The following is a 16405-nucleotide window of genomic DNA, read 5'->3' on the forward strand; positions in this document are numbered from 1 at the left end:
GATATATATACCTACAGCGCAAGCCCCGATACCTAAACCGGTATCGGGGCTTGGGTTCTCTAACTTCTTCCTAGTGGGAGTCCGCAGTTACGGGTGCCGCATTCGCTGAAGAGACACCGCTGAGTTCATTGGGAACCTGTGGCAGGTCAATGCTCATGAGGATCTTTGGATGAGAAGCATCCGAGAGTGATACCGCGTGAAGCTTCTTAGTCTCGGGGTCGGTCACGTAGGCGGTTTTACCGTCCACCCACAATGCCGGGCGAGGATCCTGCCAAGTTTCTGACTCGGTCCACGTATCCATTAGCTGTACCGACCCAAGCTCGGTGCCGTTCGCCGGGTCGTAGATACGCAGCTTACCATCTGTGGTAAGCAACAGAGCCTCGCCGTTAGGTCCGCGGCCCATGGAACGGAAGGTGTAGCTGACTCCTTTGGGGAGTGAGTATACCTCTCGCGTGCGGTTGACCGTATCAATGATGGCAAACTTCTCGGGACGCTCAAGTTTGGCGTCCTTATCCGTCTTATAATCCGCCAGAACGTAAGGGGAGTCTGCCGTTCCTGCCTGGTTGCCCGAGCGTGAATAGGGATCTTGAGGGTTTGTCACCTTCGTGAAAGCGCCGTCCCGGTAGATGAGTACGCCGTCGGTGCATCCGATCGTGAAGGTATTATCCCGCGCGATAGCTTCGCCGTGTACACCGGGGCATTCCTTGTTCTCCGTTATGGTCTTACCGTTAGCGTCTACCACGGCTGCGCCCGTGCGGGTTTTGGAATCCCCGACTGCTACGAGGTACTGGTCATTAGGTAGGGGAATAGCGAATCCGTGGTGAGGATTGGGGAGCTTAACCTGCTTGGTTTCAAGGTTAGTTGCCGTGCGTTTATTGGATACCAGGTTTGCGGGGTCGTATACGTCGAAGGTACCGGTGCCGTCTGCGAATGCCGCAACCTTACCGTTATCGGCAATAACATGCCCGGTATGGTCGGCCTGAAGTGAGAGTGTCGAGAGGCTGGGAGCGGTGGTGTAGTAGTGCGAGTGGTCACCATGTGCTACCGACCATGCGCCGGTGTCGAGGAAGGTGTAGCTGGATCCGTCGGCTACGATCAGATGGCGGTTATCACCCGCATCGTTCAGGCGCAGGAAACCATCTTTGTGAATATCCTGCAGAAGCTTCATATCTTTACCGTCGTACACCATCACTCCGCCGTCATAAGTGATGGCGAGGCGGGTTGACGGGCCTTTACCTTCAACGATGGGAGACTGCGAGGCGCTTGCGTTTGAATCCCCTGAGGAGGCTCCTGCGGAAGGCTCTGAGGAGCCTGCAGAGGATGTGCCGCCCGCGCATCCTGCAAGGAGCAGGGAAGATACGAGACCGAGTGAACTTAGTGACATCAAAAATGATTTTCGTGTGTTGGACATACACAGAGACTATCACACATGAGAATCATTATTGAATAAGTAAGAGCCGGGATATAAATAATGGGTGGATCAGCATGAATATCATGCCGATCCACCCGATGAGTGAGTGTTGAGAATGTTATAAACGCCATACGGCGTGGTTATTTAAACGATGGCCGCTTTTAGAGAAGATCAGCCAAGCCGCGATCTTTGAGCTCGGCAACTGTGTCTTTCACGGCCTGAGCCCGCTCACGCGGTGCGACGAGGAGCGCATCGGGGGTATCAACCACCACGATATCGTCAAGGCCAATCACCGAGATCTTGCGGTTGCTGTTCGCGACAACAATGCCGCTGCAGCCTTGATTGATCACATTGTCTTCGTCACCGAGAATTGTGAGGCCTTCACCATGCTTCTCTTGGTTAAGACGGGCGACGGCATCAAAATCTCCCACATCGTCCCAGCTGAAGGAGCCGGGGACCATCGCAACATCGCCAGCAGCAGCGGCAGGTTCAGCAACGGCGTAGTCGATTGCGGTCTTGGGAAGAGTTCCCCAAGTCTGTTCCATAATGCTCTCACGCTCGGGAGTGTCCCAAGCCTTGGCGATCTTCATAACCCCGGCGTAAAGCTCGGGCTCGTTCTTTTCAAGATGCTGCAGCATCAGGGATACGGGTGCCACGAACATGCCTGCATTCCAGGTGTAATCCCCGGATTCTAGGTATTTTTGAGCGGTTTCGCTATCGGGTTTTTCAACAAAAGACTCGACCGCGAGGGCATTCGGTGCGTGAGCAAGCCCCAATGGAGTGCACGCTCTAATATATCCGAACGCACTCGACGGCTCGGTGGGGGTAATGCCGATAGTGACAATCTTTCCTGAAGCTGCCGTGATAACCGCCTCGGTCACCACGCGCTGAAATTCATCAACGGGGTTGATGACGTGATCAGCGGCAAAGGAGCCAATAATCGCATCCGGTTCACGCTCGTAAATAATAGCGCACGCTAAACCAATAGCGGCTGCAGAATCCTTCGGGGAGGGCTCCAAGACGAGGTCGGAGGCTCGTAATTCGGGAATCTGCTGAGTTACAGCGTTGGCATGAGAAGTGCCGGTCACGACCATCACGGAGCCGTTGCTCAAATCAATGAGACGGTCGTAAGTATCACGCAAGAGCGATTTACCTGAGTCTGTGAGGTCGAGAAGGAACTTCGGCGCCTGAGCACGCGAAAGCGGCCACAAACGCGAACCAACACCGCCAGCTGGAATAAGCGGGCGGAAACGGGTTAATGCAGTATTCATCAGTTCCAGAATACCGGGGGCTTTTGTAATATGCCGAATTCTTAGAGTGATTTCCAGGAAAGTCTCAGATAAAAAATATCAAGAGATGCATCACATTAGGTAAAGATTAGTTCCGCATGAACTCAGCCCACGGAGGGGTATCGCAAAATAACTATTTCGTAATTAACCTTGTAGTTTCCTGTAAATAGAGCGACGAGGTGTCAATAAGCCTGTGAATTACCTGGTATCTTGAAACTAACAATATGAAATCACAGGAGTTGCTGAGCGCGCTTCCCGCCGAGGTTAAACACACAGACCCCGACGTCGTCTCAGCGGCGACAGGAGGTTATTCAGTGCTGAATAGTTCAAAGGGGACCCTGTACCGCGGCCGATGGGGCATGTGGTCTTGGGTCGCTCATCGTGTGACAGGTATAGCTATATTCTTCTTCCTACTGGTTCACGTACTTGATACCGCCGTGGTCCGTATCTCTCCCGAGGCATACAACAGCGTTCTCGGTCTCTACAAAAACCCCGTGATGGGTCTGGGAGAGACCGCGCTCGTGGCTGCCATCGTGTACCACGCCTTCAACGGTATTCGCATTATTCTTATCGACTTCTGGGGAACAGCTACTAACGCCAAAGTCGAGCACGTGATGAGCAAAGGCAAAGACGGTTCCCCCGAAATCAACCAGAAGGCTACCTATGCGCACATTAAGATTCTGTGGGTTGTTCTGTTCCTGTGGGCAATTACTGTTGCAGGATTCGCGGCTCGCCACCTGCCGATCGTCTTCTCACACCTTGGAGGTCACTAAGCCATGTCTACTCCACTCAAATCACGCGTTTCGGTTCCTCGCCTGCGCGATAACAAGATTGATGGTGTGAAATACAACCGCTCCTCCAGCAAGCGCAACAACTTTGAAATGTTCGCCTGGCTGGGGATGCGCCTCTCCGGTGTCGTGTTGGTTGTGCTGATTTTTGGGCACCTCTTCGTGAACCTTATGGTGGGGGACGGCATTCACGCGATCGACTTCGGTTTCGTGGGCGGTAAATGGGCAAACCCCTTCTGGCAAATCTGGGATCTGCTGCTGCTGTGGCTGGCTATGCTCCACGGCACCAACGGCATCCGCGTGGTCATTGACGATTACGCCGAAAAGGATCGTGTGCGTGTGTGGCTGAAGATTATCCTCTTCGCAGCATCAGCTTTTGTGCTGCTGGTCGGAACTCTCACGATCTTCGCTTTCGATCCCTGCCCCTCGGGTGCGGCGGCTAATCTGCTGCCTAGTTTCTGCCCGGCCCCCTAAGGGTAAAACACTAAAGATTTTTGACATACGAGAGAGAGCATCATGCAGGTACATAAGTACGATGTAGTGATTGTTGGCGCTGGCGGCGCAGGTATGCGTGCCGCTATTGAGGCGGGGCAGCGCGTACGAACCGCGGTGCTGACGAAGCTATACCCCACCCGCTCGCACACCGGTGCGGCACAGGGCGGTATGTGCGCCGCTTTAGCCAACGTTGAGGAAGACAACTGGGAATGGCATACCTTTGACACCGTCAAGGGCGGCGACTACCTTGTCGATCAGGATGCGGCAGAGATTATGGCGAAAGAAGCCATTGACGCCGTGCTCGACCTTGAAAAAATGGGTCTTCCCTTCAACCGTACCCCCGAGGGGCGCATCGACCAGCGTCGTTTTGGCGGGCATACCCGCGATCACGGTAAAGCCGCCGTGCGTCGCGCATGCTACGCTGCCGACCGCACGGGTCACATGATTCTGCAGACCCTCTACCAGAACTGTGTGCGTCACAATGTCGAGTTCTACAACGAGTTCTACGTGCTTGACCTCATTATGTCAGAAGACGAAAACGGCAACCCCCGACCTGCAGGTGTTGTCTCCTACGACCTGGCAACCGGCGAAGTACACGTTTTCCAATCGAAATCCGTGATTTTCGCATCCGGCGGATGCGGCAAGATTTTCAAAACTACCTCAAACGCGCACACCCTTACGGGTGATGGCATGGCAATCGCCTTGCGTGCAGGTCTTCCCCTAGAGGATATGGAATTCGTGCAGTTCCACCCGACCGGCCTTGCGGGCCTGGGTATTCTCGTGACCGAGGGTGCCCGCGGTGAGGGCGGTATTCTGCGTAACTCCGAGGGCGAGCGTTTCATGGAACGTTACGCACCGACCATTAAGGATCTAGCCCCCCGCGATATCGTGGCTCGTGCAATGGCGAACGAGGTGCGTGAAGGTCGCGGCTGCGGACCGCATAAAGACTATGTGCTCCTAGACCTCACTCACCTCGAACCCGCACATATCGACGAGAAACTGCCGGATATTACCGAATTCGCGCGTACCTACCTGGCAGTTGAGCCGCACCACCAGCCTATTCCGGTGTTCCCCACCGCGCACTATGCGATGGGCGGTATTCCCACGAACAACGATACCGAGGTGTACCGCAACAGCGAAGAGACTATTCCAGGACTATACGCAGCCGGTGAGGTAGCCTGCGTGTCGGTACACGGTGCAAACCGTTTGGGAACCAACTCGCTCCTGGACATTAACGTGTTTGGTAAGCGTGCTGGCCGCCGCGCCGCAGAATACGCCGCATCCGCAGATTTCGTGCCTGTTCCGGATGACGCTGCCGATCGCACTCTCGCGATGCTCAGCAGTATTCGTGACGGGCAGGGCACCGAAAAGGTTGGCGCTATCCGCACCGAGCTGCAGCGTGTGATGGAAGCTGATATGCAGGTGTTCCGTACCGAAGAAACCATTCGCAAGGCTCTCGCCGCCATTGACGAGCTCGAAAAGCGCTACGCAAATATCTCGATTCAGGATAAAGGCAAGCGCTTCAACCTTGACCTGTTGGAGGCCGTTGAGCTCGGCTTCCTGCTACAGCTTGCCAAGGTAATGTCGGTGGGCGCACTGCACCGCCAGGAATCCCGAGGCGGTCACTACCGCGAGGACTTCCCGAAGCGCGACGACGTGAACTTCATGAAGCACTCGATGGTTTATCTAGATCCCGAGTCTGAGTTTGAGGGTGTGCAGGGTCTGCGTTTTGATACCAAGCCCGTTGTCTACACTCGCTACGAGCCCAAGGAGCGTAAGTACTAAAATGGCTGAACACGAAACTCCCGAACCGGAATCGGTCAAGCTCTTTGAAGGTATGTCCGGTTCAGACTCCGGGAACATCCCCACCTATGACGTGACGATTCGCGTGCGCCGTTACAACCCCGAAGTATCGGATAAAGCATACTGGGATGACTTCAATCTGACCATGTACCGCACCGACCGCGTGCTGGATGCATTGCATAAGATCAAGTGGGAGCTCGACGGCTCGGTCTCATTCCGTCGTTCCTGCGCGCACGGTATCTGCGGGTCGGATGCGATGCGCATCAACGGACGTAACCGCCTAGCGTGCAAGACCCTGCTCAAGGATCTGGACATTACCAAGCCCATTATCGTTGAACCAATTAAGGGTCTTCCCTGCGAGAAGGATCTGATTGTCGATATGGAGCCTTTCTTCCAGGCGTACCGCGAGATCATGCCCTTCTTCATCAATGACTCGAATGAACCAGAACGTGAGCGTCTGCAGTCTGCGGAAGAACGCGCCCGATTCGACGACACCACAAAGTGCATTCTGTGCGCGGCTTGTACCTCCTCTTGCCCCGTTTTCTGGACGGACGGTCAGTACTTCGGTCCTTCTGCCATCGTGAATGCGCATCGTTTTATCTTCGATTCACGTGATGACGCTGGGGATCTGCGATTGGAAATCCTCAACGATAAAGAAGGTGTGTGGCGCTGCCGCACAACCTTCAACTGCACTGAGGCTTGCCCGCGTGGCATTCAGATCACTAAGGCTATTGCCGAGGTCAAGCAGGCTATTTTGGCGCGAGCCCTCTAAGCCTGGCGACTGGAGAACTCGTAGAGACACAAAATATGCGGTGTGGGCGCAAGATTGGTGACGCCCACACCGCATTTTTGTTTGCGATATTAGTGCGAACTGGTACCCGCTAGTTAATTTCCGCGTCTGCAGGCGGCGGTTTCAGCCTCGTCACAATCAGTCACAATGTCATAAACCCGCCACACAACGCGATGATTCGTCACGTCTCGTACAAAAACTTCAACGAACGTAAGAAGGCAGCCAGAAGGTGTGTACTGACTGCGGATTCGCGCTATTCTCGAACTATGGTTTTTGCAAACTCACGTTACGATCTTTCGACCCCTGTCTTCGACGACTGGGTGGCTCGCATGATGCCTACCCTTGTGGAATTTCGCCGCGAGGTGCACCGTACCCCGGAGCTCTCATTCCGCGAGGTGAAAACGACTGAACGCATTATGACGACGCTGCGTGAGGCAGGGCTGAACCCTATTGCCTGCGAAGGCACCGGTTGCTACGTCGATATCGGAAACGGACCGTTTGCTTTAGCTCTTCGCGCCGATATTGATGCGCTTCCCATCGTCGAACAGACGGATCTGCCTTATTCATCGACCATACCCGGGGTGATGCACGCCTGCGGGCACGATATTCACCAGACCGTCATGCTTGGGGTTGCTTTAGCGCTTCACGAGCTGAACGAGAAGACTCCGCTGGGGCGTAGCGTGCGTATCCTGTTCCAGCCCGCCGAGGAACAGTTGCCGGGTGGGGCTGTACAGATGATTGAGCAAGGTCTTTTACGCAATATCCCACGTGCTTTTGCTCTGCATTGCGATCCGAAGGTTGAACTGGGGAAAATTGGCACGCGCATCGGGGCGATTACGAGTGCTTCAGACACGATTAAGATTCACCTGAGTGGTCACGGTGGTCATACCTCTCGACCGCATCTGACTGAGGACCTTATATACGCGATGAGTCAGATTGCCGTGCAGGTTCCTTCCGTGCTCACACGCCGTACCGATGTGCGTTCCGGCGTGCTGGTCGCGTGGGGGCAGGTGAGCGCCGGGGTTGCCCCGAACGCTATTCCCGCTGAAGGCTATTTGGCGGGCACTATGAGATGTCTGGATGTTGAGGTGTGGCGTCAGGCGGGCAACCTGCTGGACGAGGTAATCGAGCAAGTCGCGGTTCCCTTCGGTGTACAGGCAAGGGTCGAACATATCCGCGGCGTGCCCCCGGTCGTCAATACCGACGCGGAAACCACCATGTTGGAAAACGCGGCGCGCGCCGAATTAGGCGAAGAGTCCATCGTGTTGGTTGAGCAATCAATGGGTGGAGAAGACTTCGCGTGGATTCTGCAGGAGGTTCCAGGCTCGATGTTCCGCCTAGGAACTCGCGCCCCGGAAGATCCTGTCTACGACTTACATCAGGGGGACTACGCTCCTAATGAGCAGGCGATTGGCGTGGGTGTGCGCGTGATGGCGGCGACTGCGTTGCGTGCCGTGCGTTTTGAGCTCGCGAAGGCTGCGAAGGCCGCGAACCCGGTGCGGGATGAGGCGCGTTAATATTACGGACAACCTGTAATAGAGGATATTCCGGGCACTGGCGCCGAAGCACGCAGCACCGAGAAATATTTATGGGGGTCTCCGCCAAATCTTTACGAAAACTTTATGAAAGAACGGGTTTCGTCACAGGAGGAATACGTCAAGTGCGGGTGCATCGCCGAAATAGCGGGCATCTGCTGGGGGAGTGGGGTTGCGTCTGAAAAACCAAAATAGTGATGTCTACACTAGAAAAAACGGTGTTAAGCCGCGCATGAACGTCAAAACCTGCGTCATACCCACTCATGAATAACATTTGCAGGATAAACTATAGGGGATGACCGAACCGCGCCGCGTCATTGCGGGGCGCCGAACAGCTGACGAGTGGGAGAACTCTGTGGGATTCTTTGGAATCGGTAAGAAGAAGTGGGAAGAGCAGGCGAAAGCCGCCCAGGCTGAGGCAGAAGCACAGGCTGACGACGTAAAATCCGCCCTCCCTAACTCCGATGCAGAGGCATCGGATCGTACCCTCGCGGAACGTGTGAATGAACAGCAGCGTTGGGAGAATTCCCTGCGCCGGTTTGTGCAGGCTGAGAGCACTCGCATGCAACAGGAAGAGCAGAAGAGCAAAGATACTTCTGACCTTAACGTCGATGCTTTGAAACAGTCCGCGCAGCACAGCGGCTCTTCTGCTGAGCCTTCGGCATCCATAGCAGGCGAAGCGAAGACTTCCGGGTCAGCAGAAGGCAAGAAAACCGTGGGTGCTTCCTCACAGGCTGCGAACGCAGATGCCGCCCAGACGGGTTCTTTCACACAAGAAGCAGCCCAGACACCCGATACTTCCGCCCCGAAACGTGCACCCCAGATTTCTGAGTACCGCGCAACGAGTATGCCTGCGGATGCATTTGAGACTAACTCTTCCGCCACTGCGGTTCCCTCATCAGATGCGGCATCTGTTTCGGGTACCGCATCGGTACAGAGCGAAGCAGGCTCCCAGAAACAAAACGTGCAGGACGCACTTAAAGAATTTAACGAGACGAAATACGGCACCGAGCACGAGGGGAATACCTCCTCAGTATCCTCACATGCCGATGCGGCTGCCGCCCCGTCTTCTTCTGCAGAGAAAGACTCTGCGGACATCAAGACCCCGAATGTTGAGGATCGTGAGCGGGAGAAACTTGCCGCAGGAGTCGTGCCTACCGATGCCGAAGAGAAGCCTGCTTTTGTTCCCGCGCCCGGTGTTGAGTCTAAGAACTCAAACGATAAGAAGACAGCGAACGCCGACTCGAAGTCTACGCTTGAGTCCACACCCCAAGAATCCGAATCTGTTTCGGATGTAAAAGCCTCTGCACACGAGAAAAAGTCACCTAGCCCTGAGGCTCAGGCGACGAGCGGGTTGGAGTCTTCGGGCACCCCGTCAGCCTCGAAGAAGTCCGACAAGATCGAGTTTGTCGGCTCGGGGGCAACGGGTTCCGCCAAACATCTTGATGACCGTAACGATCCTGAAACCTTGGCTCCCGAGAAGAATCGCAGCGTCGAAACTTCGGCTGAGAAGACCTCTGCCGAGAAGATGGCTGTACAGCACGAGAAGACCGTGGCAGATGAGGTCTCAGCCCACTCTTTCACAGATAAAGACTCCAAGAAACAGGACGTTGAAAATACTGCGCGCGATGAAAAAGCTTCTCAGAACGGCGCCGCAGCCGCATCATCACATGCAGCAGCATCCGTTGAAGGGAACGAAAAAGCGGAGGTTCTCACCCCCGAGAATCCGCTGCACGACCTCGTAACTGCGATGCGCGGATACGGCTCCGGGAAGGTGTCCTACGAACTGCGTCAGCTGGGCGACGATATGCACTACCGGATTTTCCATCGCGGCAGCGAAGTCGAACAGGGTGTTGTGGTTCCGACCGATGCGTGGTTCTCGTCGATTGCCTCGCTCTACGTGCGAGCACAGGACGCGGGCAGGGTGTGGAACCGTGCCCTCGTGGTAGCAAACCCCAGCGAGAACGGGCTAGTAGCGGTACAGGCTTCGTACACGAACACCGCCGATGCATCGAGCTACACCACGGATTACATTCTCGAAACGAGCGAGAAAGACTCGGCTTCACAGAAAGACTCATCAGCGAAAAGCGCCGAATCGGCAAAGTCCTCCGCCGACCAGAGCACCGCATCCACCGAAGCTGCAGCTCAGAAAACGTCGACCGCGAAGACCTCAGTGCTGGCTGATTCCGCCGATGATACCTCTTCGCAGAAGGAATCTGAGGCAAAGCTCGCTCAGGATAAGAGCGATGAACAGGCTAAGACCGCTGAGTCTCAGAAGGCGAAAGATCTTGATGACCACGCCCAGGACGTCAAGTCCGCTGATGCCGACAAAGCCAATACTCAAGATTCACAGAAGTCTGAGAAATCCGAACATACCGTAGATTCCGAGAAGAAGCCCTCTGGCGCTCACGAAAAGGAGCAGGAAGTTTCTGCTAAGGCTAAAGCAGATACTGCAAAGTCTGATTCTGCTACAGCAGAATCGACCAAGAGCAGTTCAAGCGCGCTCGCTGCAGGTACCCTTGGCGCCGCAGGCGTGACGGCTGCCGGGATCACGTCATCGTCGAAGAGCGACCGCGAGGATTCGCGCTACGAATACGATTACGATGCGGATCCGCAGAATGTCACCGGTCGTCACGATGCTCAAGCTGCTGAGCAGAGCAAGACCGAGACTGACAGCGCTAAAGCCGGTGCTGTCTCCGAGAAATCCGAGAAATCGGCGGTGTCTGACGCATCCGAATCCAAGGATTCTTCCGGCCTCTCCACCCCCGAAGCTGAGGTAGAGAAAACCAAGGTTGAGAAATCTTCTGAAGACGAAGAAGAACTCAACAGCATGCAGGCGGCTTTGGCGACTATCGTGGCATCCTCCGAAGCAAAGAAGACTGCATCGAACGCGAAGGAAGACGTTGCGGATACTTCCGCTGCGGTGAAGACCTCGGGCACCGACTCGAAGTCCGCTGCTGATAAGACGAGCGAGGACTCACAGAAGGCGGCTGATTCCGAGAGCACCGTCAAGGCTGAGAGTGATGCCAAGACTACTGCGGGTTACACCTCAGAGAATCAGAGTGCGAATGTAACTCAGGCTGTGGTGGAGGAATCCCAGGCTGGCACCACCAGTACCCACAGTTCCTCTGCACTGCCCAAGCATGTGGATGACCTCGCTCTCGTCCCCGAAGTCGAGAAGGACTCGCTGACAGGCTCGACCGTCACAAAGCATCAGGAATCGGCGTCGAATAAGCAGGATGCTCTCGCCGGGCAGTCTGCAACCGCTGTTGCTGCTCAGTCTGAAACCTCAACTGCAGACGGTAAGACCGCGCAGCACGAATCCGCAGATCTGCCTCCCGCAGAGGCCGAGCCGGATACCCCCGCGCATCAGGCACATTCCTCCGTGCTCGCTGGCGATGCGCTTGCCGAGGGTAACCTAGTACTTACCGATGCTAAGGTGATTGAGCATCTGGCACCGGTGACCGAAGCTCTTTTCGGCGAGAATGGTAGCGCTAAGGATGCAACGACCGTGTTGATCCGGGTACGTTCGGTGGGCTCTTACTACGATGTGCTCACCCACGTGCGCCGCAACGGATTCTGGGAGCAGGTACGAACCTTCGAGTTAGTTTCGGAAGAAGATTTGGGTATTCCCACGCTCAAGGCCGATTCCTACAGCGAAGGTGAAGGGTCGCCACTCGCCATGAGCCTGACCTTCACCCCGGGCGTGCCCGTGCAGTCTGCATTCGATTACTCGAATGAGCAAGCTTTCGTACGGTACCCCCGCCAGCTTGAGGCCGATCGCTATGTAGAGGAACTGCGCATGTTCCCGCGTCTGGGGGCTAAGATTCCGGCGCATATGGCGAATGCTCTGACTCACTGGAGCATGTAGGAGAAGCCTGCCCGTGAATGAAGATAGAGTTTCTGAGAAAACGGTAGCTGAAGTTGCCGCACGCGCGGGGAAAGCCTTCGAGCGTCTGGTGCAGACGATGGCAGCCCTGCGCGCCCCCGATGGGTGCCCCTGGGATGCCGAACAGACTCATCAGTCCCTCATTCGATACCTCATTGAGGAATCCTATGAGGTCGTGGAGGCTGTCGAGGCACCCGAGGGTACAAACCTGCAGCTTCTACGCGAAGAGTTGGGCGATGTTCTGCTTCAGGTTCTCTTCCATGCCGATATTGCGGCGGCAGAACCGGGCGGCTTTACGATCGAGCAGGTGATCGAGGGTCTGTACGCAAAACTTCACGATCGGCACCCGAATGTTTTCAGCGATTCTTCGGACGAGTCTCGGATGACCGCCGCCGAACAACAGGTTTTCTGGGATGAGCTTAAGAAGACGGAGAAATCCGATCGAGGTCCGCTTGACGGCATTCCCCCTCATCTTCCTGCACTGGCCCTAGCGGAGAAGACGATTGCTAAGGCCCGCAAGGCCGACATTGTGCTTCCGCCGGAGCCTACCTCCTTGGACGATGATCTTCCTTTTACTTATAGTGAGGAAGAATTCGGTGAGCTACTTTTTTCGCTTGTGTGCCGCGCGCGTCAGAATGGGCTGGATGCGGAACGTGCCCTACGTACTTACACCCGCAAGTTTATTGAGTACAACCAATAGCCTCGTGGCCGCGTAGGCTGAAGAGTATCTATCAGACACCTTTAGATGCGATAGTTTTTCGCATCTAAAGGTGTCTGTTTTATGCCCTGAAATAGAGCTCCACTGGTTACATTCGTGGGTGGGACATAAAGCACTGCACACCTGTGTTGCGCGATGTAGAAACCGGCTCTAAAGATGTTCAATCGTTTTAGTAGAGTGTGATAAAGAACTTTGTCGTTATCGGTTGGGGTTCGAATTGGTGCCTGCGGTGCGAGGACATGCTGCGTCCACAGGGGGAATGACTTTTGAGAGGCGAGTTTACAAGGGACTAAAGGTGTTGGATACCCTCAGGAATCGCAAAAAATCCCGTGGTAACTAGTGTGTTTGTGTGGGAGTTTTGGTAAAATTTAGGGCAACGGGACTCGCCCAACATCACAGGAGCGAGCCGTCATATCCTGTACTCTCTAAGGAGCAATTTCATGGCTGTTATTACCGCAGTTCACGCCCGTCAGATTTTGGATTCCCGCGGCAACCCGACCGTTGAGGTTGAGGTTCTGCTCGAAGATGGTGCTTTCGCACGTGCCGCTGTGCCTTCGGGCGCATCCACCGGCGAGTGGGAGGCAGTCGAGCGTCGCGATGGCGACAAGTCCGTATACCTAGGCAAAGGCGTTCTGGGTGCCGTTAAATCTGTTATTGAAGAGATTTCGGAAGAAATTATCGGTATCGACGCCGCTGATCAGCGTACTGTTGATGCAACCATGATTGCTCTGGACGGCACCAACAACAAGGGCAAACTCGGCGCTAACGCAATTCTGGGTGTTTCTCTGGCCGTCGCTAAGGCAGCCGCAGAGTCCGCAGACCTTCCCCTCTACAAGTACCTGGGTGGCCCCAACGCCCACGTGCTTCCCGTTCCCATGATGAACATCCTCAACGGTGGCTCTCACGCAGACTCCAACGTTGATATTCAGGAGTTCATGATTGCTCCCATCGGTTTTGAGAACTACTCGGATGCTCTGCGCGCCGGTGTCGAGGTCTACCACTCGCTCAAGTCTGTGCTGCACGACCGTGGCCTCTCCACCGGTTTGGGCGATGAGGGCGGCTTCGCACCGAACCTTGAATCCAACGCTGCGGCTCTTGACCTCATTATCGAGGCAATCGAGAAGGCTGGTTACAAGCCCGGCGAGCAGGTTGCTCTCGCACTGGATGTTGCGTCCTCCGAGTTCTACAACGACGGTGCCTACGACTTCGAGGGTCAGAAGAAGTCCGCCGAAGAGATGAGCGCATACTATGCTGATCTTGTGGCGAAGTACCCGCTGGTTTCCATTGAGGATCCGCTGGACGAGAACGACTGGGCAGGCTACAAGACCCTGACCGAGCAGATTGGTGACAAGGTTCAGATCGTCGGTGACGACCTATTCGTGACCAACCCCGAGCGCCTTGAGAAGGGCATCAACGAGGGTGCGGCAAACGCTCTGCTGGTGAAGGTAAACCAGATCGGTTCGCTCACCGAGACCCTGGATGCTATGGAACTGGCACAGCGCAATGAATACCGCTGCATGGTTTCTCACCGTTCCGGTGAGACCGAAGACGTCACCATTGCTGACCTCGCTGTGGCAACTAACGCGGGTCAGATCAAGACCGGTGCACCCGCACGTTCCGAGCGCGTGGCAAAGTACAACCAGCTGTTGCGCATTGAGGAAGAACTGGGCGATGCCGCTGTTTACGCTGGTAAGTCAGCATTCCCCCGCTTCAAGAAGGCGTAACGCGATAATATACGGACGGCTAGAACCGTATACATCATAATCTGGTGCTCTCGACTGGTACATTACCTGCGAGAGCACCAGATTTTTTATCTCCTGTTTTTCTTCGTAGACTTCTCTCTAGAAGGGCGCATACGACGATGGCGCGCTTTATGGTTCTTGAACATGTATCCCTCCGAATCTAACAGCTCAGTTTTCCCTAGGGGTTAGGGGAACGCACTCGCAATAGTTCGGGTATATCACTTTTTCGGGGGATAACTCCGTCTGAACGTTTACGGTAGCTTAGAATGGTAATCAAAGACTTAGGGGCAGGGAAGGAAAGCACTACATGATGGCTCAGCGCGACGGACGTGAACGACGCAAAAGCCCGGCGGGGCAGGAACCGCGTCGAGGTCGCACATCACGTGGCAGCCAGTCCGCCGCCGCGCGCGAAAGTCTTTCCGATGCTCCAGCATCTGCCCGTAAATCCCGTGCCCGCAAGCAGAAGGCGCATAAACCCGGTTCATCCCGCACGACCAACACCGCAGATAAGCGGGCTCAGCAGAAGCCAACTGCGCGGCGCTCGAAGGCCACCCTGCCGCCCCCGCAGCCAGCGCATCGTGAATCGCACAATCAACAGGTTAAGTCCGCGAGCGTCAAATCTTCTGCACCTGCGGCGAAGGAACCCCACATCACCGCAACCCATCGAACCGTTGAAGAACGCTCGTATTTGCAGCGCCCCGCTTGGATGCGCGCCGCTAACAGCTTCTTCGGCGCCCGTACCCGCGCACACCGCACCGATAGGGAACGCGATGCACGTGAACGCCGCATTCACCGCGAACACGATGAGGATGAGAATTACGAGACTCCCGTCGCGGCGCATCGCTTTAGCGGAAAATTTTTGGGAATTCTTATTATGATAGCGGTGCTCCTGCTGGGTACCGCATACCCGCTGACTAACTATGTTGATCAGCAGCGGGAAATTAACACTACCCGGGCTCGCATTGCTGAGCTCAAACAGGAAAACGTGCAGCTTCAAGCTGAGAAAACCTGGTGGCAAGACGATGACTATGTGCGCCAGCAGGCGCGCAGCCGCCTATTCTATGTGGCGCCGGGCGATACCCCGTATACAGTCACCGGTATAGATTCGGATGACGGCCGGGCTGACAGCACCTCTGCCTCCGGGAAAAATGCTCCCGAAGATTCGTGGACGAACAAACTTTGGGGGTCCCTGAATGATGGTAAGGCTCCTTCGCCTAAACCTGCTGATAAGTAACGCCGGTACGGCTGTACACGTGAACTGTACTGTACGATAAAACCTGACGTACCGATTCTTCAAGAAAGATCTATGAGCACTGTAGAAGACCTCAAAAACCGCACCCCGCAGGGTTTCGGCGTTACCGTAGAAACCTTGACGCCCACCGACCAAGATATCCGAGTGCTCTCAGCACAGTTGGGCCGTACCGTGCGGGATGTTATTGAGATTCCCGCACGCTGCGTATGCGGTAACCCGCTCGTTGCCGCTACAGCGCCGAGGCTATCGAACGGGAGCCCGTTCCCAACCGTGTTTTACCTGGCGCATCCGGCGATTACTGCGGCCGCATCCCGCCTGGAAGCGGGGGGCCTCATGTACGAGATGACCGATGCGCTCGCGGACGATACCGAACTTGCGAGCCGGTACACCTTAGCACACGAGAACTACCTGGCCGAGCGTGAGCGCATTCGTCTGATCAGCGGAACCGATGAGGTGCCCGAGATTGAGAATATTTCGGCGGGCGGGATGCCCACACGCGTCAAATGCCTGCATGCCGTGATCGGTCACACCCTGGCGGTGGGTCGCGGCATTAACCCTATGGGGGACTGGGGTTTGGATGAAATCACCGATTGGTGGACCCCGCAGGTTTGCGTATGTGAACCATCGTGGCGGGACGCCTAATTTCAGCCATTTTTAAGAACTTTGCCCGTGCCGTTCCCTGTAACCGGTACG

Annotated in this window: 12 protein-coding genes; 10 read left to right on the forward strand and 2 right to left on the reverse strand. The window is 55.5% G+C overall.

Annotated features, from left to right (window positions below; translation table 11 throughout):
- Nucleotides 1-70: 70 nt before the first annotated feature.
- Nucleotides 71-1384 (reverse strand): hypothetical protein, encoded by a 1314-nt coding sequence (locus tag HMPREF2981_RS02480; RefSeq protein WP_371326214.1) that lies wholly within the window; start codon nucleotides 1382-1384, stop codon nucleotides 71-73.
- A gap of 188 nt (nucleotides 1385-1572) precedes the next feature.
- Nucleotides 1573-2682 (reverse strand): mannose-1-phosphate guanylyltransferase, encoded by a 1110-nt coding sequence (locus HMPREF2981_RS02485; RefSeq protein ID WP_048778495.1) that lies wholly within the window; start codon nucleotides 2680-2682, stop codon nucleotides 1573-1575.
- A gap of 332 nt (nucleotides 2683-3014) precedes the next feature.
- On the opposite strand from HMPREF2981_RS02485, the gene sdhC reads away from it, so the two are divergent.
- From sdhC to HMPREF2981_RS02535, 10 genes are all read left to right on the forward strand, one after another.
- Nucleotides 3015-3473, forward strand: coding sequence for a succinate dehydrogenase, cytochrome b556 subunit (gene sdhC, locus HMPREF2981_RS02490; protein ID WP_080972594.1), 459 nt, complete (start codon nucleotides 3015-3017; stop codon nucleotides 3471-3473).
- Between the two features lie 3 nt (nucleotides 3474-3476).
- A complete protein-coding gene (locus HMPREF2981_RS02495) occupies nucleotides 3477-3962 on the forward strand; it encodes a succinate dehydrogenase hydrophobic membrane anchor subunit (RefSeq protein WP_004006060.1) in 486 nt (161 codons plus the stop codon).
- Between the two features lie 42 nt (nucleotides 3963-4004).
- Complete coding sequence (gene sdhA / locus HMPREF2981_RS02500; RefSeq protein WP_070660564.1) at nucleotides 4005-5768, forward strand: succinate dehydrogenase flavoprotein subunit; 1764 nt, start codon at nucleotides 4005-4007, stop codon at nucleotides 5766-5768.
- A gap of 1 nt (nucleotide 5769) precedes the next feature.
- Entirely contained in the window at nucleotides 5770-6558 is a 789-nt protein-coding gene (locus tag HMPREF2981_RS02505; protein WP_013398564.1) for a succinate dehydrogenase iron-sulfur subunit, read from the forward strand.
- Between the two features lie 284 nt (nucleotides 6559-6842).
- Nucleotides 6843-8093, forward strand: a complete 1251-nt coding sequence (locus HMPREF2981_RS02510) for an amidohydrolase (protein WP_041321697.1) — start codon at nucleotides 6843-6845, stop codon at nucleotides 8091-8093.
- A gap of 313 nt (nucleotides 8094-8406) precedes the next feature.
- The gene (locus HMPREF2981_RS02515) at nucleotides 8407-11982 is read left to right on the forward strand and encodes a hypothetical protein (RefSeq protein WP_070660567.1); all 3576 of its coding nucleotides are present in this window, start codon (nucleotides 8407-8409) and stop codon (nucleotides 11980-11982) included.
- Nucleotides 11983-11995: 13 nt separating this feature from the next.
- Nucleotides 11996-12700, forward strand: coding sequence for a nucleoside triphosphate pyrophosphohydrolase (locus HMPREF2981_RS02520; RefSeq protein ID WP_070660570.1), 705 nt, complete (start codon nucleotides 11996-11998; stop codon nucleotides 12698-12700).
- A 458-nt stretch (nucleotides 12701-13158) separates the two neighbouring features.
- Nucleotides 13159-14442, forward strand: a complete 1284-nt coding sequence (gene eno, locus HMPREF2981_RS02525) for a phosphopyruvate hydratase (RefSeq protein ID WP_004006066.1) — start codon at nucleotides 13159-13161, stop codon at nucleotides 14440-14442.
- Between the two features lie 325 nt (nucleotides 14443-14767).
- The gene (locus HMPREF2981_RS02530) at nucleotides 14768-15694 is read left to right on the forward strand and encodes an FtsB family cell division protein (RefSeq protein ID WP_004006067.1); all 927 of its coding nucleotides are present in this window, start codon (nucleotides 14768-14770) and stop codon (nucleotides 15692-15694) included.
- A gap of 72 nt (nucleotides 15695-15766) precedes the next feature.
- On the forward strand, nucleotides 15767-16354 hold the full coding sequence (locus HMPREF2981_RS02535) for a DUF501 domain-containing protein (RefSeq protein WP_070660573.1): 588 nt from the start codon (nucleotides 15767-15769) through the stop codon (nucleotides 16352-16354).
- Nucleotides 16355-16405: the final 51 nt, after the last annotated feature.

It is taken from the genome of Rothia sp. HMSC069C01, assembly GCF_001814655.1.
GTDB lineage: Bacteria > Actinomycetota > Actinomycetes > Actinomycetales > Micrococcaceae > Rothia > Rothia dentocariosa.